This window comes from Paenibacillus lupini, assembly GCF_011761355.1.
Taxonomy (GTDB): Bacteria; Bacillota; Bacilli; order Paenibacillales; family Paenibacillaceae; genus Pristimantibacillus; species Pristimantibacillus lupini.
The window spans coordinates 109,300-131,637 of record NZ_JAASRW010000006.1; the positions used below are offsets into that span (position 1 = coordinate 109,300).

Annotated in this window: 19 protein-coding genes and 1 other annotated feature; of the genes, 1 reads left to right on the top strand and 18 read right to left on the bottom strand. The window is 47.1% G+C overall.

The features are described 5' to 3' along the window. Window positions 1–322 precede the first annotated feature (322 nt). From FHS17_RS19765 to FHS17_RS19830, 14 genes are all read right to left on the bottom strand, one after another. Window positions 323–1,471, bottom strand: coding sequence for an FtsW/RodA/SpoVE family cell cycle protein (locus FHS17_RS19765; RefSeq protein ID WP_167280173.1), 1,149 nt, complete (start codon window positions 1,469–1,471; stop codon window positions 323–325). A 7-nt stretch (window positions 1,472–1,478) separates the two neighbouring features. Beyond that, a complete protein-coding gene (minD, locus tag FHS17_RS19770; protein WP_167280174.1) occupies window positions 1,479–2,270 on the bottom strand; it encodes a septum site-determining protein MinD in 792 nt (263 codons plus the stop codon). Between the two features lie 13 nt (window positions 2,271–2,283). Further along, window positions 2,284–2,940, bottom strand: a complete 657-nt coding sequence (locus tag FHS17_RS19775; protein ID WP_341805870.1) for a septum site-determining protein MinC — start codon at window positions 2,938–2,940, stop codon at window positions 2,284–2,286. 66 nt (window positions 2,941–3,006) lie between these two features. Next, a complete protein-coding gene (gene mreD / locus FHS17_RS19780) occupies window positions 3,007–3,540 on the bottom strand; it encodes a rod shape-determining protein MreD (RefSeq protein WP_167280175.1) in 534 nt (177 codons plus the stop codon). Window positions 3,541–3,542: 2 nt separating this feature from the next. Continuing rightward, window positions 3,543–4,379 carry a rod shape-determining protein MreC gene (gene mreC, locus FHS17_RS19785; RefSeq protein WP_167280176.1) on the bottom strand — a complete coding sequence of 279 codons (837 nt, stop codon included), beginning with the start codon at window positions 4,377–4,379 and terminating at the stop codon, window positions 3,543–3,545. 83 nt (window positions 4,380–4,462) lie between these two features. After that, entirely contained in the window at window positions 4,463–5,491 is a 1,029-nt protein-coding gene (locus tag FHS17_RS19790) for a rod shape-determining protein (protein ID WP_167280177.1), read from the bottom strand. 41 nt (window positions 5,492–5,532) lie between these two features. Next, window positions 5,533–6,219 carry a RadC family protein gene (gene radC, locus FHS17_RS19795; protein ID WP_167280178.1) on the bottom strand — a complete coding sequence of 229 codons (687 nt, stop codon included), beginning with the start codon at window positions 6,217–6,219 and terminating at the stop codon, window positions 5,533–5,535. 85 nt (window positions 6,220–6,304) lie between these two features. Continuing rightward, window positions 6,305–6,937, bottom strand: a complete 633-nt coding sequence (locus tag FHS17_RS19800; RefSeq protein ID WP_243865458.1) for a Maf family protein — start codon at window positions 6,935–6,937, stop codon at window positions 6,305–6,307. Window positions 6,938–6,985: 48 nt separating this feature from the next. Beyond that, on the bottom strand, window positions 6,986–7,228 hold the full coding sequence (locus tag FHS17_RS19805) for a DUF4321 domain-containing protein (protein ID WP_167280180.1): 243 nt from the start codon (window positions 7,226–7,228) through the stop codon (window positions 6,986–6,988). 62 nt (window positions 7,229–7,290) lie between these two features. Next, the gene (locus tag FHS17_RS19810) at window positions 7,291–8,751 is read right to left on the bottom strand and encodes a hypothetical protein (RefSeq protein ID WP_167280181.1); all 1,461 of its coding nucleotides are present in this window, start codon (window positions 8,749–8,751) and stop codon (window positions 7,291–7,293) included. Between the two features lie 135 nt (window positions 8,752–8,886). Further along, on the bottom strand, window positions 8,887–10,275 hold the full coding sequence (murC, locus tag FHS17_RS19815) for a UDP-N-acetylmuramate--L-alanine ligase (RefSeq protein ID WP_167280182.1): 1,389 nt from the start codon (window positions 10,273–10,275) through the stop codon (window positions 8,887–8,889). A gap of 7 nt (window positions 10,276–10,282) precedes the next feature. Further along, window positions 10,283–11,659 carry a bifunctional folylpolyglutamate synthase/dihydrofolate synthase gene (locus tag FHS17_RS19820; protein ID WP_167280556.1) on the bottom strand — a complete coding sequence of 459 codons (1,377 nt, stop codon included), beginning with the start codon at window positions 11,657–11,659 and terminating at the stop codon, window positions 10,283–10,285. Window positions 11,660–11,687: 28 nt separating this feature from the next. Next, window positions 11,688–14,339 (bottom strand): valine--tRNA ligase, encoded by a 2,652-nt coding sequence (locus tag FHS17_RS19825; protein WP_167280183.1) that lies wholly within the window; start codon window positions 14,337–14,339, stop codon window positions 11,688–11,690. A 175-nt stretch (window positions 14,340–14,514) separates the two neighbouring features. Beyond that, window positions 14,515–14,744, bottom strand: a binding site (T-box leader). A gap of 71 nt (window positions 14,745–14,815) precedes the next feature. After that, complete coding sequence (locus FHS17_RS19830; protein WP_167280184.1) at window positions 14,816–16,309, bottom strand: MDR family MFS transporter; 1,494 nt, start codon at window positions 16,307–16,309, stop codon at window positions 14,816–14,818. A gap of 211 nt (window positions 16,310–16,520) precedes the next feature. On the opposite strand from FHS17_RS19830, the gene FHS17_RS19835 reads away from it, so the two are divergent. Then, on the top strand, window positions 16,521–17,120 hold the full coding sequence (locus FHS17_RS19835) for a TetR/AcrR family transcriptional regulator (protein WP_167280185.1): 600 nt from the start codon (window positions 16,521–16,523) through the stop codon (window positions 17,118–17,120). 346 nt (window positions 17,121–17,466) lie between these two features. Here the strand turns inward: FHS17_RS19835 and FHS17_RS31125 are convergent, their stop codons facing one another. The 4 genes from FHS17_RS31125 to hemB form a co-directional block, all read right to left on the bottom strand. Beyond that, window positions 17,467–18,840 (bottom strand): LysM peptidoglycan-binding domain-containing protein, encoded by a 1,374-nt coding sequence (locus tag FHS17_RS31125; protein ID WP_167280186.1) that lies wholly within the window; start codon window positions 18,838–18,840, stop codon window positions 17,467–17,469. 110 nt (window positions 18,841–18,950) lie between these two features. Next, window positions 18,951–19,931 carry an RluA family pseudouridine synthase gene (locus FHS17_RS19845; RefSeq protein ID WP_167280187.1) on the bottom strand — a complete coding sequence of 327 codons (981 nt, stop codon included), beginning with the start codon at window positions 19,929–19,931 and terminating at the stop codon, window positions 18,951–18,953. A 96-nt stretch (window positions 19,932–20,027) separates the two neighbouring features. Next, complete coding sequence (gene hemL / locus FHS17_RS19850) at window positions 20,028–21,323, bottom strand: glutamate-1-semialdehyde 2,1-aminomutase (RefSeq protein WP_167280188.1); 1,296 nt, start codon at window positions 21,321–21,323, stop codon at window positions 20,028–20,030. Window positions 21,324–21,327: 4 nt separating this feature from the next. Continuing rightward, entirely contained in the window at window positions 21,328–22,323 is a 996-nt protein-coding gene (hemB, locus tag FHS17_RS19855; protein WP_167280189.1) for a porphobilinogen synthase, read from the bottom strand. Window positions 22,324–22,338 lie beyond the last annotated feature (15 nt).

The window sequence follows — 22,338 nt, forward strand, 5'->3', positions numbered from 1 at the left end:
AGAAAGCTTTAGCTTCTCCAGAACTATTCGAGCTGCTCCATTTCGGCTTAGCCTAAAGGGGAAGAAAAAAAGACCGAGCAGGTTTATATCTGCTCGGACATTGTGGTTTCCTTACGAGCTGGGCGAATAGCTTCAGCTCTTTTTGAGGTGCAGGTTTAGGGCATGCGGAGCATTCAAATGATTCTGGAGAAACGTAGTGGTCGCTTTTGCTCGGGGATTCCAATCCTATTGGAGTTGTTCAAGAATCCCCGAGCAATGGCGATCGGAAGAACATTTGTATGCGCAGCATGCATCTAACAACCTGAAAATCAAAAAAGCTGGCCTATTCGGCCAGCTCGTATTTCTCTTGGTGGGCATTGATACTAAACAAAATACCAATACACAGCATGTTCAGCATGAGGGATGTACCGCCGTAGCTGATGAATGGAAGCGTAATACCGGTGATTGGCATAAGGCCGATCATCATCCCGATATTTTGGAAGATCTGAAACACATACATGGATGCTATACCGATGACAATAAACGAGGCTCGATTATCGTAACATCGGAAGGCGATTAAAATCATCCTGTATATTAAGAGGAAATATAAGAGCAACAGGACCGCTGAGCCCTGGAAGCCAAATTCCTCCCCGATAACAACAAAGATCGAATCGGAATAAGGATACGGGATAAACTTCCCGTTAATCATATCGCCCTTCAAGTACCCGTCGCCGCTTAGTCCGCCGGAACCAATCGCAATCTTCGCATTTTCCGATTGATGCTTATCATCACTTGATGCCTGACTTGGATCAAGGAATGTATTAATCCGCTTGTACCAGTGCTCTTTGTTATGATCCTTTAAATAATTCTCGATATCGGAATTGAACATCGTGAACAAGGATACAAACAAGACCACAGCTGCAATAACGGTTGTTAATCCAACAAGCACATGCACATACTTGACGTTGCCGATCCACAGCATTCCAAGCACGATTACCAAATAAATAATCGCGTTGCCAAGGTCAGGCTGAATCATTACGAGCAGGAACGGCAAAAAGGCAAAAGCCGCAATCGGAAGCAAATCCTCCGTAAAGGTTAAGCGATCACCTTGACGCCTGCCCATAATATAAGCAATACCAATAATGATAATAATCTTCATAATCTCAGCAGGCTGAAATAAGAAGCCGCCCGGCAGCTTGAACCAACCGGACGCACCATTAATGTTAGCTCCAAAGAAAAAGACCGCTATAAGCAGCGCTATACCAATGCCGTATAATATATACCAGCTTTTAAGCAAAATGCGATAATCGAATACCGTTGCCATTATAGCTATAATAAAACCAATTATATAATAGACGACTGTCTTCAGATCATAGTTGTGATAAATCGGGTTATTATGAGTAGCGCTTCTGATCAGAACGGTACTAATGCCCATTAAGCAAAGCAGAATCGCTATAATTCCCCAGTCTATTTTTTTTAGTTTGTTAAGCACAAGGCAATCATCCTATTCCAAGAAACTTGCGGAAGCGTTTGAAGGCCCCAGCCTTCTCATCAAGCAGCATAAGAGGAACCATATCACCAAGGATACGGCGAGCGATGTTTCGATAAGCAATCGCAGCACGCGAAGAAGGATCCATAACGGTTGGTTCGCCGGAGTTTGCTGCTTTGATGACCTTCTCGTCATCCGGTACGATTCCAAGCAAGTCGACAGCAAGCACCTGACAAATCTCATCAATATCCAGCATTTCGCCGTTTTTCACCATATTTTGACGAATACGGTTAATAATAATTTTGGATGGAATCTGGTCTTTCTCGAGTAGTCCAATAACGCGGTCAGCATCGCGCACCGCTGCATTTTCCGGTGTCGTAACAACAATCGCCCGATCTGCGCCTGCAATTGCATTACGGAAACCATGTTCAATACCTGCTGGACAATCAATAATGACGTAATCGAAATCTTTCTTGAGTTCGAGCACCATATCCTTGACTTGCTCCGGTGACACATCCTGCTTATCCTTCGTTTGCGCAGCAGGAAGCATGTACAATTCTTCAAAACGCTTGTCTTTAATCAGAGCCTGATTAAGACGACAACGTCCTTCCGCTACATCAATCAAGTCATAAATGATTCGATTCTCAAGTCCCATTACAACATCCAAATTACGCAATCCGATGTCGGTATCAACCATACAAACCTTTTTACCAAGCAAAGCAAGTGCTGTACCTAAATTAGCTGAGGTCGTCGTCTTGCCGACTCCGCCTTTGCCTGATGTAACAACAATCGCCTCTCCCATTCATGAACACCCCTTATACCTTAATCGGATTATTACGTAAACGGAATAATTGCGTTATCTTGTCAATCTGCATGCTTCCCTCATACAAATAAGCGAATTCCATGGCTGCGTCTCCGGACATCCATTCCTCCGGCGGGCGACTGATGACATCGGCAATTCGAAGCTGGGTTGGACGCATTAGCGAGGCGGCAATAATAACGTCCGTTCGGCCGTTTACGCCCGCATGGGCGACACCTCTCAGTGCGCCCATCACGTAAATATCACCGCTGCATAAAATTGTGCCGCCTGGATTCAAATCGCCTGCAAGCAGCAAATCACCATCATGCTCTATCGTTTGACCGGATCGAACAATACCGGTAATAACATATGGGCCTGTCGGAATTTGATTTGCCATGTCCTGCGCATCAAGCGCTGACTCAATCGACTGCACCATCAAATTCCCCTGCGAGCGGATAACCGATTTGATCCGTTCTTTATCATCTTCACCGAGCTGCCTTTCCCCAAGCTTCACATGTACGTGAACTAACGGGCCGGTAAGCAGCTGCTGATGCGTTTTCTCCAACTTATACTGCAGCTCGTCGAGCAAAACTGCGAATTCGCACTTATCGTCGAGAAGGAACACGAGACCTTCCTTGACACCTTTAATCATGATATGCTGCTTCTCGGTCACGTCTGCCCCTCCCCAACGTAATCCATTCTTTTCGCGATGTGCATATTCCTGCTTTCTGCCAAGAAATTATTCTTCTTCTGTCTCCGGATTGAGCTTTGAGTGACTCTCATAGAGACGCCTTGCCGGAACATAAACCGCCAGCGCAAATACTAGCTGAAGGAATAAACTCGGTAGAATATGATCCATCAGTGCAAACGCATAGGACTCGTTCGTAATTCGGAACACCATGTTCACGAAGTATACGATTGTATCATACAGAATACTGCCTAGCCCTATGATCGATAAAGCCGTCAATAGCGTACTGCGACGCCGCTCCAGCAATACCCCCGTATAATATCCAATAAGTCCCATGGCAAAAGCATTAACGCCCATCAAATGTCCGAAGTACACGACATCCTGTAGAAATCCAAATCCAATTCCAAAGAGCAAAGCCCGGTGCCGACCGCTGTATAAAGCAGCAAACATCACAAACACGAATAAGAAATGAGGTACAATTCTTCCGGTCAGCTCAGTTGGAATAAGCCACGGCATAATAGTGCCTTCGACGATAAACAGCAGCAGCATGACAAGGATGAGACGGTTAATGCCTCTGTCACCCATTGTTATTCATCTCCCGAATTCGCAGGTTGGACGACGAATACTTCTGTCAAATGATCGAATTTGGCTGCCATTTTAATCGTAGCAGTATGTGTTAAACCAAAATCGCCGACCTGTCTTGTTTCTACCGTACCAATAACGAGTCCACGCGGATAGACATTCCCTAAACCAGATGTAATAACAACATCATCTACGATCATTTTGTCATTTTCTGCAATCTTTGTCATTACCAGGCGGTCTGTTTCTTGGTCATAGCTGCTCACAATACCAAAGGATTCATTCTCTCTGCCGAGAATGGTTGCTGCAATGGAATTCGATGTCGGTGAAGTTTCATCGAGCTCTGTAATTGGCGTTACCGTTGACGTATAAGGACGTACATTACTTACAAGACCTACCAGCCCGTCAATCGTTGTAACCGCCATATTAGGTTTAATGCCGTTCTTCGAGCCTAAGTTAATGACCATCGTATGATTGTAAGGATCATTATCGATTGCTGTGACTTGCGCTATTAAGTATTTATAATCATACATCGTTTTCTGTTGTTCCGTGAAATGAAGATCTTTTTGCAGCCGCTCATTCTCTTTCTTAACAAAATTATAATTAATTTTGTCCCGTGCATAAGCAGCAGCTGTCAGACGGAGCTGTTCATTCTCTTCATGCAGCGTTTTGAGTTCACGAATGTCCTCAAAGAAGCCCGCTACTAATCCAGCGGGCTTGTAGAACCATTGCTGCGCGAATCCAACAGAATCACCGAGAAACTTCTCGGGGTAGGTTAGCTCCTTGCGGTCACTTAGTGAGAAACCAATAACCGCAATGAACAGGATTAATCCGATCATAAGCATAAATAACCGCTTATTTCTTAGCAGCTTAAACAGTTCAATTCACCTGCCCGTTCCATATCCAATTCCGTACCGCTCAGGCTCTATTAACGTTTCGAGCGGGAAGATCCGCCTTTTTTGAACAAATGAATGTGGTCAAGCGAGCGACCAGTACCAATTGCTACACAATCAAGCGGGTTGTCAGCCACAATAACCGGCATGCCAGTCTCACGAGCCAGCAGCTTGTCCAGGTTGCGAAGCAATGCGCCGCCGCCAGTCAATACAATACCACGGTCCATAATGTCTGCAGACAATTCCGGTGGACATTTCTCAAGCGTAATTTTCACCGCGTCAACGATTGAGTTCACTGTATCCATCAGCGCTTCAGTAACTTCTTCCGATGTAATAGGCAACGTCTTCGGCAGACCTGTTACGAGGTCACGACCACGAATTTCCATCGATTCCATAGGTTCCAATGGAAGTGCTGTACCAATCTCCATCTTAAGCTGTTCGGATGTTCTTTCACCAATCATCAGATTATAGAAACGCTTGATATATTGGATAATCGCTTCATCCATTTCATCGCCCGCAACACGGATCGAACGGCTCGTTACGATACCACCTAGCGAGATGACAGCTACCTCTGTTGTACCGCCGCCAATATCAACAACCATGCTGCCTGTTGGCTCCCATACTGGCAGATCAGCACCAATTGCTGCTGCAAACGGTTCTTCAATCGTATAAGCCTCACGAGCGCCTGCTTGTTTAGCAGCGTCTTCAACCGCACGTTTTTCTACCGCTGTAATACCAGACGGCACACAAATCATCACATTCGGATGCTTTGGAAACAGCGATTTTTGTTTTTGTGCAGAACGAATAAAATATTTTATCATTGTTGCGGTTGTTTCGAAGTCAGCGATAACGCCGTCTTTCATCGGACGAACTGCACGGATGTTACCAGGCGTTCTGCCGATCATTTTCTTCGCTTGCTCGCCAACCGCTTCAATTGTTTTAGTGTCAGTCCGCAGAGCCACAACAGACGGCTCTCTTACTACAATCCCTTTACCTTTTACAAATACAAGCGTGTTTGCAGTACCCAAATCAATCCCCAAATCTTTCGAAAAACCACCAAACATGTTAATGCTCCCTTCTAATTGCGACAATCCTACTTATTATATTACATGTAACCATGTTCCTTCAAACTGATAAACCTTCCATCCCCGATGACAAGATGATCCAGCACTTCAATACCCATGAGTTCGCCTGCCTCGACCAATCGCTTCGTAAGAGCAATGTCCTCCGGACTTGGCATTGGGTCTCCGCTCGGATGATTATGTACACATATAATCGACGCGCTGCCAGCTTTCACAGCCGCACGAAAAACTTCTCTTGGATGAACAAGTGAAGCATTCAGTGTACCAATCGATAATGTTTCCCGGGCAATAATATGGTTCTTCGTATTCAGAAACAAACAGATGAAGTGCTCCTTTTTCAGATACCGAAGCTCTTCCATCACATAGTTCGCAGCATCCTGCGGTTTACGTACCGTCACTACCTCGCCATTCCCGCTCCGGACAATGCGACGGCCTAGTTCTATTCCAGCACGCAACTGGACTGCTTTCGCAGGTCCAATGCCTTTTATCGCAGTCAACTCACTCATGCTCATATCGAGCAAATTTCGCAAGTTTCCGCATTCTTTCAATATTTTACCAGCCAAATGTACAGCGGATTCCCGTTTCGTACCTGTACGAAGCAGGATCGCAAGCAATTCAGTATGACTAAGCGCTTCAGCCCCATATTGTATCATGCGTTCTCTTGGTCGCTCTTCATGGGGGACATTTCGTAATAAGTTGCCTTGCTCCATGTCCGTCCCTGCCTTCTCTTCCAAATGAATGATATGGCATTACTTGGTGTTATGTCCAAATTAAGATCACTTCATGAAAAGTAAATTAGAAAACATGAATCTCATAATGAGCCAGCATGTCCGACAGCAGCGATAACGGTAAGCCAACAACGTTGAAATAACAGCCCTCGATCTTATCGACAAGTGTTGCTCCTAGTCCTTGAATACCGTATGCACCCGCTTTATCATCGGGTTCACCTGTTGCAATATATCCTTTGAGTCCTTCATCCGACATCGGTTTCATATAAACCTTAGTCATCCTGTGTGCGACAGTCGCAATTCCGGTATCAGCAATGACACAAGCTACACCTGTATAAACTTCATGCTCCCGTCCTTGCAGGCTGCGGAGCATCGATAATGCATCATCCCGGTCCTTCGGCTTGCCAAGCACCTGGCCGTCAACAACGACAATTGTATCTGCACCAACGACAAGAGACGCCTCTGCTTCTTGGCGTTCTCTAAGCAGTGACGCTGTTGCATTAGCTTTACGCAAGCTCAATTGCTCGACAATATGTGCAGGCGACCATTCGGCAGGAACCGACTCATCAGCATCCGAAGACATAATATAAACCGGCAAGGATAGGCCCAGGGATGCGACCAGTTCCTTCCGGCGCGGTGACGACGATGCCAGCACAAGCTGGCTGATCGGACGGATATTTACAGATTCATTCTTGCTCAAGTGTCTCATTTACTCCTTCATTTCCGGTTACACCGGGTAAGTACGGATTTACATTTTACGATACAACCATATAGCGGCTAAAGCGCCAATAATGCTGAATAAACTAATTTGAACATGCACATTCAGATCAAGGCTGAGTACATAGAGATCCACGGCGGGAGACCAAGTTGAATCAATTGTTTTGGTCAAAAAAGAGATTCCGGATACCGGCTCCAGCCAACGTGCAACGAGTGCACCTGCTAATAAGCCAAGCACGAGGAAAAGCAGTAAAATCCAGCCGTTTTTCTTCATTTTTCAACGCCTCTCGCCATTAATTGACACCTGTCTCCTATTATACTTAGGATCGATTTCGTTTACAATGCGTTGATTGGTTCATACCATTCTTTTTGTGTCACGATAGCTTCCATCAAAGCACCTTGAACAGCCCACAAATGCGATTCTGACGGCTTTTTATCGTATTCCTCGAGTGATTTGGCAGCTGTATTCATAGATTGAATTAATTTTATGAGAAATGCCTTTCCTGCCTCATCCTGAACGCCTGCCTGCATTGCTTTTACGCTTTCTGTCCATTTCTGATGCTCGGCCTGCCAGGCATCGGCAGCTGCAGAGCCAAGAGGTGATAGACTTGGCTGCTCAAGCTGTGTCAAAGATAGCTCATCAAGCATACTAATCAGATTAATTGTGTTGTTTAGAAAGGTATCTGCCGCCTTCGCATCTCCGGCAAACGGAAACTGCTGCGGCACCTGAACATCAACTTGCTTAATATATACAGGCAGTTCTTCCCCAATATCTTTAGTGAGCGTAATTGCACGGGCACGATCGATGGCCATCCCCGCATAAACCCGGTAATCAGTAACTGTCTTCATCCCTGCTGCCGCCAGGCCCTTATCTGTCAATTCCTTAATGGCAGCATCTCTGCCCTCCGTATTGCTGAATACCCCGTACTGCAGCAATTGATAGGACTGTGTTGGGATCGTCAGCTTCACGGTTTTCTGTCCAGAAGCATCATTAACCGCCGAACCTGATGTACCACCATTCGTGTTTGTTGATTTATCCCCGCTTGGCGCTGCACTTGGATTGTTACTCACGGAGCCGTTAACGGGATTGGCCAGGTTATTCGTGCCTGAAGTTTGATCAGGTGAATTTGTAAATAACGAGAGCAGCAGGTAGCCGAATAAAGCACCAGTTGCTAATGCGCCAGCAACTGAGAGGAACACTTTAATCCAAGACGGTGGTGTAGAATATCGCTGTACAGGTCTGGACCAGCGCTTGGCAGACTTGTTGTCCAGCTCAAGCTCAGGGTAAAAGGAATCGTCGTCTAGCCCCTCCCACTGGTTCATCATCGGATGTACGTCTGTTGCCAGCACTTCCGCCGGCGGCTTCATCTGCGGCTTCATCTCTGATTGTGGCTTAGACTCAGACTCAACACGCTGCCGTGGATGCCACTGTCCCTTTTTCTTCGGCTGGCTGACAGGCTCCTGCACATGCTCGGCAGCTGGATAGACCTCTTGAGCAGGGCTCTCTGCTTGTTTCTTCGCTGAAGCCGGAACAGACTTACGGTCTGTATCACGTATCAGATCTTCAAGGGCAATAATATCTTCTTGAAACGGGCTAATCCAAGGACTAAACGGACTTTCTCCGTTCTCATATTCGGTATTGGAGTATAACGGTACAACTTTGGAAGGCGTGCTGCTTTTGCTTTGATCCCGAGCAGGGACTTGCTGCGGCACCGAGTTACTGTCCTTACGGCTGTTTTCTTCTACGGTCTGGCCAGTACGATCAAATCGGTAGGTAATTCGGTTATTCTTGTTCATGTCATTCTCTCCTTGTCCCATTCTTCTATTCCTACTCTATGAGACTTTTAAGAGATTTATGATAGATTTGGTCCGAACAAAAAAACGCCCCGAAAAGCCTCCTTCGAGGTTTTCAGGGCGTTCTTCGCCTACATTTTATACATTTGCCTTCAACGTTTTCGCAAGCGCATCCGCTGTCTTCCAGATATCGCCCGCTCCCATTGTAATGACGAGATCACCTGGAGCAACTTTAGCAGTCAAATGCTCCAGCACCTCTTCTTTTGTAGGAATATATAACGTATTGGCATTACTGTTTGTCTTAATCATATCAACAAGCTTCCGTGAATGGACGCCTTCGATTTGCTGTTCGCCTGCCGGCGAGTAGATATCCGTAATAATAACCTCATCTGCTTCCGGGAATGCCCGGCTGAATTGTTCAAGCAGGAAGAAGGTCCGCGTATAACGCTGCGGCTGGAACACGGCGATAATCCGTTTTCCTGTTGCTTTAGCCGCACTGATTGTCGCTTGGATCTCAGTAGGATGATGCGCATAATCATCAATAACCAAGATATCATTCACTTCGCCCAGCACCTGGAACCGGCGTTTCGCACCAATGAATTCATGAATGGCCTCCGCAATTTTTGCGAAAGTCAATCCTGCTTCAAGGCAAGTAATAACCGTAGCCATCGCATTATAAACGTTGTGAAGTCCTGGGACTGATAATTGAATTGTACCAAGCGCTGTACCACGCTTACTCATCTCAAACGCTACTTTTCGATCACCAAGACGGATATTTTCCGCTTTGTACTCCGCATCGCTGTTAACGCCATACGTAATCAGCTTGGATGTTGTATCGCTGTCAAGCTTAGGCAGCAGCTCGGTGATCGTTTCGTCGTCTGCACACACTATCGCTTTACCGCCAGACTTCACCTGAGACAGGAATGTAACATACGCTTCCTTCAGCTTGCCAAAGTCACCATCATAATTCTCCAGATGATCAGGCTCAATGTTTGTCACGATTGCAATGCTTGGGTGATACTGCAAGAATGATCCGTCGCTTTCATCTGCTTCCGCCACGACATACTCGCCTTTACCTGCTTTAGCGTTCGTTCCCACATTAACAATCTCGCCGCCGATAATATACGTTGGATCAGCTTCGCATTTCTCCATGACGAGTGCAATCATAGAAGATGTTGTTGTCTTCCCATGCGCTCCGGCTACAGCAACGCCTTTGCCAGCATTCATAAGCCGTGCAAGCATCTGAGCACGATGCAGCACAGGAATGTTAAGATCTTCCGCTGCTTTCCGTTCTACATTGTCCTTGGAGAGTGCTGTCGAGTAAACGACAAGATCGGCACCCTTTACATGATCCGCCTCATGGCCGATATAGATATGCGCGCCTTTAGCCGCAAGCTTCTCCGTCAACTCCTGACGGGCCACATCGGAACCGGTAATTTTATAACCCATTTCAAGCATAACGCGGGCGATCGCGCTCATGCCGTAACCGCCGATTCCGATGAAATGAACATGTTCTGCCGTATTCAAAGACGGTTCACCAACCTTTTTCAGAATCCGAGTTGTACAATATGCGGGAGCGAACGTCACCTATTAAATAAAGCGTACCAGTGACCACCCCAAGGTCTGTTTCCCCGGTCATTTGTTGCAATTTGCGGAGGCCTTCGCGCCAATCCTTCTCCACGATAAGCTCAAAGGAATGCTCCTCCGATTTCTCTTCGCGGACAAGATCGGCAAGAAGTTCCGCATCAAGTTTGTTGCGGAAATCAGGCTCGGTCACGATAAGCGTATCCACTATTGGTAGTATATGCTTTAGAACATCACGATGATTCTTATTCTCCACCATCGCCATCATGACATGAAGCTGATCATATTGATACGTCGAGCGAAGCGTCTCAACAAGGGCTGCAGCGCCCTCGGGATTATGCGCGCCGTCGATAAGAATACGCGGCGATTGCGACACAATCTCCAGTCGTCCCGGCCATGCAGCCGCGCGGAGTCCTTCTGTGAGTGCGTCATCTTCTAGGATTAAAGCGTAATATTGACGAAGCACTTCAAGAGTCATTACCGCCACAGCAGCATTAGTCCGTTGATGAGCACCATTTAGTGTTATCGTTAATGGATCAATCGCTCTGAACATGCCTTCAAAGCGGAAGACCTGTTCATCTTCCTTACTCGACAGCTCCTTGATATTAAACTGCTCTCCGAGCAGATAAAGCGTGCTTTTCTTTTCTTTCGCCGTCTGTTTTACAACTTCAATCACTTCTGGCTGATCAACTGCACTCACAACGGGAACACCGGCTTTAATAATACCTGCCTTCTCGTTAGCAACTGCTTCCAGTGTATTGCCGAGACGATCCATATGATCATGGCCAACATTTGTAATAACCGAAACAATAGGAGTTACAATGTTCGTAACATCCATTCTGCCGCCAAGACCGGTCTCCCATACTACAAAGTCTGGATAAGTAACCGTAGCATAGAAAAGAATAGCCAGTGCTGTCGACACTTCAAACATCGTTGGGGAGCCAAGCTCAGTCGCTGCAATTTCTTCAACATGAGGCTTAAGCGTGTTCGCAAGATTAAGAAGAGTCTCTTCCTCGATATCTTGGCCGTTATATTGGAATCGGTTCGTGAACTTCGTAATGTATGGCGAAGTAAACGTCCCCACATCATAACCGCACTTTAACAATACACTCGTTAAGTAAGCACAAGTCGAGCCCTTGCCGTTAGTACCGGCAATATGAATAAATTTAAGTCTGCGCTGCGGATTATGAAGCCGCTCCAGCAGAAGCTCGATACGATCAAGACCAGGACGGATTCCGAACGGGATGAGCCCGTTGATCCAATCGACCGCTTCTTTATAGGAACGAAGCGTGCCGCTTCGTTCCATTTCAATCCCGTTATCGATCATAAATAAACGTCCTTCTTCCATCAGATCATTAGCTGCGTAATTCGGCGATTCTCGCAAGCACCTTGTCACGTTTGTCAGCATAGTCCATCATTTTAGCACGTTCTTCTTCAATTACTTTAGCAGGCGCTTTCGCTACAAAACCTTCGTTATTAAGCTTCTTCTCGACACGCTCTACTTCGGAGTTAAGTGTAGCTACCTCTTTCTCGAGGCGTGTGATCTCTTGCGAAATATCGATCAAGCCGGCAAGCGGAAGATAAAGCTCAGCACCAGTAACGATCGCGGTCATCGCTTTGTCAGGAGCAGCAATTGCAACACCTGTCTCCAGCAATGAAGTGCCGCAGAAGCGTCTTACGAATTCTTCATTGCGGCTGACGATAGCAGCTTCAGCTTCTCCTGAAGGTTTGATCAGCAGTTCTACCTTTTTACTCATCGGCACATTTACTTCTGCACGAACGTTACGCACCGCACGGATGATATCCATCAGCAACTCCATCTCTTTCACTGCTTCAGGCGCTTCAAGCGCTTCGTCATACAGCGGCCATGCTGCAACCGTAATAGATTCGCCTTCATGCGGCAGATGCTGCCAAATCTCTTCGCTGATATATGGCATAAACGGATGGATCAGGCGCTGTGTACGGTCAAGGACATAAGCGAGTACCGATTGTGTCGCACGTTTTGCCTGCTCATCTGTACCATAAAGGTTCAGCTTCGCAAACTCAATGTACCAGTCACAAAGATCATCCCAAATGAAGTTATAGAGAATTCGGCCTGTTTCGCCAAATTCATAGCTGTCAATCAGACGAGTTACTTCACGTACCGTTTCATTCAAACGATGGAGAATCCAGCGCTCTGCCGTACCAAGATTGCTCTTGATATCAATATCCGCAGCCGAGAAATCTTCCAGGTTCATTAACGCAAAGCGTGAGGCATTCCAAATCTTGTTTGCAAAGTTACGTGCTTGCTCGACCTTCTCAAGACGGAAACGCAAATCCTGCCCTGGCGTACTGCTAGTCGAGATCATATAACGCATGGCATCTGCACCATAATTCTCGATAACATCAAGCGGGTCAATACCGTTGCCAAGCGACTTGGACATTTTGCGGCCTTCAGCATCACGAACAAGACCATGCATTAATACATCCTTGAATGGAATTTGATCCGTGAACTCAAGAGCTGTAAAGATCATACGCGCTACCCAGAAATAGACGATATCATAACCCGTTACGAGAACATTGGTCGGGTAATAACGTTTGAAGTCTTCCGTTTCTTCCGGCCAGCCAAGTGTCGAGAACGGCCACAGACCAGAGCTGAACCAAGTATCCAGAACATCTTCATCCTGACGGAGCGATGTGCTTCCACAAGCCGAGCAGGCAGTTACATCTTCAAGGGCAACATGCATTTCACCACATGACTCGCAATACCAAGCCGGAATACGGTGACCCCACCATAGTTGACGGGAAATACACCAATCGCGGACATTCTCAATCCAGTTCAAATAAATTTTTTCGAAGCGATCTGGTACAAAGTTAACACCATTGCCAGCCTTCTGTGCTTCAATAGCACGCTCAGCAAGTGGCTTCATGGCCACGAACCATTGTGTCGACAAGTAAGGCTCAACTACTGCGCCGCTGCGCTCGCTATGGCCGACTTGATGGACATGGTCCTCAATACGGATACAAACGCCTTGCTCCTGCAGATCTTTCACAAGCTGTTTACGGCAGTCTGCACGATCCAAGCCTTGATAAGGACCGGCATGCTCATTCATTGTGCCTGTCTCATCCATAACAATAATTTGCGGCAGATCATGACGAAGACCAACCTCGAAGTCATTAGGATCATGTGCAGGCGTAATTTTAACCGCACCGGATCCAAAGTCACTCTCTACGTATTCATCAGCTATGATCGGAATTTCACGGTTAACAACTGGCAATATGATCATTTGGCCAATCAGATGCTTGTAGCGCTCGTCTTCCGGATGAACAGCTACAGCTGTATCGCCAAGCATCGTCTCTGGACGAGTTGTTGCAACGGTAATATATCCGCTGCCGTCTTTGAGCGGATATTGCAGATGATACAGATGACCGTTCAGCTCTTTGTGCTCAACTTCAATATCGGACAAAGCTGTCCGTGCTGCTGGATCCCAGTTGATGATTTTTTTGCCTCGGTAGATCAAGCCTTTCTCATGCAAACGAACGAATACTTCACGAACTGCCTTGGACAAGCCTTCATCCAATGTAAAACGTTCGCGAGAGTAGTCCAGAGACAGTCCCATCTTGCCCCATTGTTCACGGATTGTGTTCGCATAAAGCTCTTTCCAGTCCCATACTTGCTCAAGGAACTTCTCACGGCCAAGGTCATAACGGCTCAGTCCCTGCTCGCGCAGCTTCTGTTCTACCTTGGTTTGAGTTGCGATACCCGCATGATCGGTACCAGGCAGCCAGAGTGTATCAAAGCCCTGCATCCGTTTCGTACGAATAATAATATCCTGAAGGGTAAAATCGAGCGCATGCCCGATATGCAGCATCCCTGTTACGTTCGGCGGCGGAATTACAATTGTAAATGGTTCTGCTTCCGGGCGCTGGCCCGCCTTGAAAAATTGACCCTGCTGCCAGAAATCATACCATTTCTGCTCGGCAGCCTTCGGATCATAAGTCGTCGGCATCGTTGTCTTGTCTGACATCTTTACATCCTCCTAAAATGAATTGCCATACCAAAGGTAAACCATTAACCATTGTGGTAATTCATGCTTCGTAAGCATTTGCTCTAAAAAAATTGTGCATACAATTTTACTTCGTAAGCATTACCACTCTTGTCATTGCTTGGATAGAAATACAAAAAAACCTTCCGCCCTTATAGCAAAGGACGAAAGGTTATCTTCCGTGGTACCACCTTTGTTCCGCGCTCAAAAAATAAGCACGGCACTCAAACAGATAACGGCTGTGGCCGGCTCGAAATAACGGAAACCGCTTCATTCAAGCAACTCCGGGGCGACAAGCATAGCAGTAAATTCCTGCGGCACCTTTCAGCGTTACAGTCCCGCTCTCTGAAGGCTTGGCTGCTAACTCTTCCCCTTCAACGTCAATATATGTTGAAAAAAATCAGATATAGCATATTTTATCCAAGATGTCCTCGAAAGTCAACTTGTGACTACGCCTATTAGTGACCCATCATCATTGGCATTTCTGCTTTTTCTGCATCTTTGCCAACCGCACGCTTAGGCTTCGACAGCAGGAAACCAACCAAAGTACCCACAACACCAACGATCGTTAAGATCAGGAACGTGTCGCCATAAGAAGCAGAAGCAATATGCGACGCAATAGCTGGTGTAATGTCAGCAGGATTCGTAATGCCTTCCGACGCCATATAATGCTCCGTGCGCCGAGCCAGAATCGTTGCAAGGCCTGCTACCGCAAAGGAAGTCATAACCTGCTGGGCAGCACTTGTAAGGGATGTAACACGGCCGACCAGCTCAGGAGGTGCTGCTTGAATAATATGTGTATTAAGCGGCATCATCGAAAGGCCCATACCCGCTCCAAGCAAAATCAAAGGAAGAATATAAGTGCCTACTGTTGCATCGGCCGAAATATTAGAAAGCAGGAATGCGCCAATCGTAACAATCGCAAGACCACTCATAACAAGCGGACGAGCACCAATCTTGTCAAACAGTTTCCCGCCAATAGGCATAAAGATCGCAGCTGCCAGTGCTTGCGGAAGCAAGATCAAGCCCGTATCAAGAGCGGAGTAACCTTTCGCTGTTTGCAAGAACAACGGGAACAAGAACAAGGTACCAAAGAGAGCAATTTGCGAAACCCATTGAACAACGATACCTTTGGAGAAATCCGGGGATTTGAATACACGAAGTTCCAGCAAAGGCTGCTTACGGTTCAATTCAACGATAATAAAGATAATAAGGGACACGCCGCCAACAATTAGACCGGTCAACGTTTTCGTAGAGCCCCAGTCTGTACCGCCTTCACTTACACCGTATGCGAGACCTGCAAAGGCAAGTGGTGCAAAGATCATGCCAAGAAGATCAAGCTGTGGAACGGATTGGCGTGCCAAAGCCGGCAATGTACGAAGACCAAGGAAGACCGCTACCGCACCAACAGGGATATTGATAATAAAAATCCAGTGCCAAGTTACGTAGTCAACAAGCCAGCCGGCAAGTACGGGTCCAAGTGCAGGAGCAAGCAGCATAGGAATACCGATCATGCCCATTACCGCACCTTGTTTGCCCGGAGGGCTTAAGCGATAAGTAAATGCCATTGCGATTGGAGCAACCATACCACCGCCAAGGCCTTGAATAATACGATAAATAATCAATTGTTCAGCATTAGTCGCGAGCGCACACAACGCAGAACCAATTGTAAATAAAACGATCGAAGTCAAATAAATCTGCTTCGCTCCAAAACGGTCGGATAACCAGCCAGCGAGCGGAATTACGGCTGCTTGTGCAAGTGCATAGCCCGTAACGGTCCATTGCACGAGCGACAGAGACGCTCCTCCAAAATCGTCACGCAGCTTAGGAATCGCTACGTTCATTGCCGTACCATCAAGAATAACCATGAACATACCCACAATGATAGCCAGAAGCGGCACCATAATGGATTTGATAGACATGGAGTTGTTTGTTGCATTTACTTCAGTCATTAATTTCTCTCCTCCTAAATTATACTTCTATCTGTATCTAGCCTTACGGCGTCTTGACCTATTTATGAAGCAGCAGTAAAATGGGTTAGGTGCAAGCCGACTGCGGACAATTGTCCGCTAACGTATGATACCGGACAATTGTCCGGTTGTCAATACAGCCTTGCTCTGTTTATTTTTTCTTAATAATTTGCATGAAATGGAGGGTGCGCGCATGACCGATAAAAAGAAGGACTCGCAAGAGGTTAGCAAGATGATTTTGCAAACCGCCAGGTCCCTTTTCGCCGAACACGGCGTCGAAGCAGTCAGCATGCACCAAATTGCTAAATCTACTCAGATTGGACAAGGTACGCTGTATCGGCGTTATGCGAATAAATCCGACTTATGTATGGATCTAATGAATGATATATTCGAGAGCTTGATAGAGGAAATCACTATCATGCTCGAATCCATGAAGGAGCTGACGGTTCAGCAAAGACTGACCTCCGTTTTTCGGCGTCTGCTGTATTTTTCTAATGAACAGCTGGTTTGGCTTAATGTCATTAAGATCAGCAAGCCCTGCAAGCCGGATGATATGAACTTTTTTGAAAGTCCAAACTATTTACAATTGAACAGCATCTATGTCGCCCTACTAGAAGAAGCTCTGAGCAAAAACGAGATTATCCCACTCACTCCTGAATTTACGGCACATACGCTGATCAGTGCGATGGCTCCGGAATCACTGATCTACTACTCCAGGGTTCTGGGCTACTCGATCGAACAAATCGCTGACAATTATTGCGGAACATTCATTAACCCGCTGTTCGCGCGATAATACAAACTGCATATCAACTAGAGGAATGATTACGGAAGAGGTGGCAAACTTGTCACCTCTTTTACTTGTATTGGAGGGGAAAATCCATTCGCTTCACGGCTAACGAATCCTCATAACGCTATTCTCCGCATATGACCATCATTTTTCCACAATCTAGACAGATAGCGATATCAGGATTCGTTAGATTCTTGAAGCTGCTGTTTTTAGCCAAATAAGCATTCTATGGTTCGTTAGAATAGTGACGACACGTTATCCCTCTTCCCAAATCCACACAAAAATAAGAGGCTGTCTCAAAGTCATTAAGATGACGATGGGAAAGCCTCTTATTTTCAATTAGGTTAAAAACTTATGGGATATACAGCAGTTGTCCCTCTGCAACGGAAGACTCGTTCAAGCCGTTGTAGAGCAGAATCTCACGTGGATTTAAGCTGTACCTTACCGCGATCGATTCCAGTGTCTCGTCTCTTTGCACAATGCAGACCCGGATTTTGCGGAATTCATTTTCATCCGACTGCTTATTCAGGAAGAGAGTTTTCCACTCAATCTCATCGCCGGATGAGCGGCTTTTCTCTTGCTCGGCCTGCTTTGCCGCTACCTGCTCCGCCACTTGGCGGGCTGCCTGCTCACGTCTGCTCGTCTGAAGCAGCGTCATCAGTCCGACATTAGGTGCCTGTTCCGGATCAGCCTCCGGCTGCTTGCTTCCTACTCCAATTCGAATCTCTTGCTTGTCGTTATCTGGTATACGAGACGACTCCGATTGAACATTCCAATCGGGCTCGCTTGAAGAATTTTGAGCAAAGGATGCAAAGGATTGGTCAGGACTTTGTGCTGCTTCCTCCTCAAATGGCTCCTGCCATTCATCCTCATCTTGATCTTCCTGCTCTGAAGCGTAAGTATTGTCCCGCTGCTCCACTTGTGGAGGCTGGGCTGGCGCAGCCGACTGGAATGGCTGTTCAATAGGCTGATTAGCAGCAGGCTGATTGGATTGGAACCATTGCGATGCTGACCAGCCGCCATCCCTCGGGGATGCCGAAATCGTCACAGAAGCTTCCGCTTCCTCAGCGGAATCATCAGCCTCTACTTCATCCTGCTCTGCTTCCTCAAAGGCTTCGAAGTTCTCATCTTCCTCTTCCGCCTCCGCCTCTTCTTCATCCTCAAACGACGTCTCTTCTGCACGCTGAGCATTCGGTAACTGACCTGCAAAGCCTGTAAAATAAGGCTGCTGCGTTACGGACTGCCAATCATCCTGTCCAGGGTTCGCAGCTTCAATTGGAAATTCATCCTCTGAAGCTTCGCGTTCATGCAGAGCGGTAATCGGCTCCTCACGCCAGGCTTCATCAGCATCCGGAAGCGGTTCTACAAGAATGCCCCTGAGCGACAAGACGCCAGTCACATTTAATGTCCGAGCGGACAATAAATCGACGTCAAAGTTATCGATCTCTACCGAAATATCATCGAGCCTGGATACACGGTTAAGCGGCAGTGTAATCTCCACTGGGATCCAATGCTCCAGCGTCTGCAGGCTGCCTCCATCGGTTTGGCCGCGATACACACCATTTAAGAGCAGCTGTCCTCTTAGTACCGCATGATCCCCCTGCTCGACCACCTGAATACGCGGAGTAAGCTCAATCTCCTCCAGTTCGTCAATCGCCGCTACTTCATCCGGCAAGTGAATACGCTCATACAAATCAAATCGCAGTCCCTTGGATTGATCCGTCACGCGATGTCCTCCCTCCCTATTACCTGAATAATAGATAGCAAATGCATAAAGCTTGGGCTAAAGTTACATTCACTACTATCTATATGGCGAGGAAATAAGGAGCATGACTATCAATTTGTCCGGCCGGCCAGCTTGTCAAGCAGCGACATCAGCCAAACAGGCTCCGGTGCTTGTACCTGAACCATTTCTCCAGTCCATGGATGAGGGAAAATCAGCCGTTCTCCATGCAAAGCTTGATGTAGCAGCAGCCTTGAATCGCCTCCGTAAAGCTTGTCTCCAACAAGGGGATGACCGATATGGCTCATATGCACCCGAATTTGATGGGTCCTGCCTGTCTCCAGCTGTAATCGAACAAGAGAGACCTGCGGATACGTCTGAACCGCCTCAAAATGCGTGACTGCTGTATCCCCGCTTGGAGTCACCATACGCCTGGAGGAATGATGGCGGTCCTTGCCGATCGATGCTCGAATCGTACCGGAAGATTTCGTAAGTTTGCCATGTACAATGGCCAGATAACGGCGATCAATCCGCTTCTCTCGCATCGCTTCATCGAGTACCCATTGTGCTAGATCATTCTTCGCATATAGCACCGGACCTGAAGTATCGTCATCAAGACGATGAATATGCCGGACAAGCACTGGGTCACCTGCCTTCAGCAGCCAGTGTGCAGCCGCCTGGTCCAGCGTACCGGTCTGCCCGGAGTAAGATTCATGAACGGGCATTCCTGCAGGTTTATTCATAACAAGACAAAAATCATCTTCATACAACACTTGAACATCGTCTTTATTATTTTGCGCTTTGCAGTACAATGGATCAGCGGCAGGATCTACAGCAGGAAATGCAAGAAGGCGGATTGCCTCCCCTTCCCATCGAATACCACCAACGGAGAACAAACGATTTATCCATTTTGCCGGAAATACAGAACGGGCCAGCAGCCATTGCCGCAGAAGATGCGGGTGACTGCCGGCCTCCGGTATGGAGATCAGCTCCGTTTGCTGTGTGGAATCCGAATCCTTGCCTTGCCCACCCAGCAGATCTGCCGGGTGAAGCTCCAGCCATTGCCCTACGCGCCGGTAAGGATGCTTTTGCATGGATTATTAGATCTCCTTAAAAGGATTACTACATAAGCGGCCTATACTAAGACTGCTTGTAGTGATTCTTACTTCGTAAGCATAAGCTTTTCGTTCTTATAAGCTGCCAAACGCCTCGTCATGCGCTGCAATTGTCGCTTTAATATCTTCGTCCGAATGGACGGCAGACACAAACATTCCCTCAAATTGTGAAGGAGCGATGCTTACGCCAAGATCAAGCATAGCCGAGAAATATTTTCTGAACTGTTCAAGATTTGATGTCTTCGCTGTCTCGAAGTTAATAACATGGGTTTCCGTAAAGAATGGACATACCATTGAACCGACACGGTTAATCGTACTGGCAATGCCATGCTTCTCCGCATTACTCTCGAAGCCAAGCTGAAGCTTAACGGCTTGACGCTCCAGAAGCTCATATGTCTCTTTCGTCAGCAACTTAAGCGTTGTATAACCTGCTGCCATAGCAAGCGGGTTACCCGATAGCGTACCGGCTTGGTAGATCGGGCCGCTTGGAGCGATCATTTCCATAATCTCACGTTTACCGCCATAAGCACCAACCGGAAGGCCGCCGCCAATGACTTTACCGAAGCAGGTAAGGTCAGGTGTCACACCATAAAGTCCTTGTGCACAGTTATAATGGACACGGAAGCCGGTCATTACTTCATCGAATATCAACAGGCTGCCGTATTGCTCCGTCAGCTCACGTAGTCCTTGCAGGAAGCCAGGCAGCGGAGGTACAACACCCATATTACCCGCTATTGGCTCAACGATAATACAAGCAATTTCCTCGCCAAACTTCTCGAAGGCAAGTTTAGCAGATTCCAGATCATTATAAGGAACCGTAATCGTTTGGGAGGCAACACTTTCCGGTACACCAGGGCTGTCCGGCAAGCCTAATGTCGCCACGCCTGAACCTGCTTTAATCAGCAAGCTGTCAGCATGTCCATGATAGGAGCCTTCAAATTTCAGAATTTTGCTTCGTTTCGTGTAACCACGAGCGAGACGAAGCGCACTCATTGTCGCTTCCGTACCCGAGTTAACCATACGGACAATATCAACCGAAGGAACACGTTCTACAACCAGCTCAGCCATCAACGTTTCCAGCTCAGTTGGTGCGCCAAAACTTGTTCCCTTCTCAGCCGTTTTCTTAATCGCTTCGATTACTTCCGGATGAGCATGACCCATAATAAGCGGTCCCCATGAACCGACATAATCAAGATAACTATTGCCATCTATGTCATATACACGGCTTCCCTTGCCATGATCCATATAAACCGGGTTAAGACCAACTGATTTGAAAGCACGTACCGGGCTGTTCACACCGCCAGGAAGTACTTGTTTTGCGCGGGCAAATGCCTCTCTTGAACGATCATCACGTCTATTGCCAATACTCATCCGCTTATTCTCCTCTCAGCCAGCGCGAAGCATCCTTCGCATGGTAGGTAATAATGAGATCTGCACCTGCACGCTTCATGCTAATCAGCTTCTCGAGAACGATAGCACGTTCATCAATCCAGCCATTAGCCGCAGCAGCTTTGACCATCGCATATTCTCCACTTACGTTGTAAGCAACAATCGGAAGATCGAAGTTCTCTCTCAGTTGGCGAACGATATCAAGATATGACAGCGCAGGCTTCACCATAAGCATGTCCGCACCTTCCGTAACATCAGAATCTGCTTCCCGAAGTGCTTCACGGGCATTAGCTGGGTCCATCTGATACGTTTTGCGGTCACCGAACTGCGGCGTTGATTTGGCTGCATCGCGGAAAGGTCCGTAGAAGGCAGAAGCATATTTTACCGAGTACGACAAAATTGGAACATGACTAAAACCCGCTTCATCAAGACCTTCGCGAATAGCTGCAACAAAGCCGTCCATCATGTTGGATGGAGCAATAACGTCAGCCCCAGCCTCTGCTTGTGATACAGCCGTGCGAACAAGCAGCGAAAGCGATGGATCGTTATCCACGACAGCCGTTCCTGTCACTTCATCCTGATGTACCATTCCGCAATGTCCATGGTCGGTAAATTGGCACAAACAGGTATCCGCCATCACTACAAGCTCAGGTGCCCATTTCTTGATTAGACGAGTTGCTTCTTGAACAATGCCGTTAGGATCATAAGCCGAAGTACCTTCTGCATCTTTATGATCCGGCAGGCCAAACAGCATAATCGATGGAATGCCAAGTGATGTAATCTCACGAATTTCTTGTTCCAGAAGATCAAGAGAGAACCGGTATACCCCGGGCATCGAGCTGATCTCTTCTTTGATATTCGTCCCGTATTTCACATAGATCGGATAAATAAAATCATTAGCTGTCAGCACAGTCTCACGAACCATGCTGCGCATAGCGGCCGACTGGCGTAATCTGCGGTGTCTTACAATTGGGAATGCCATATCAATTCCTCCTCA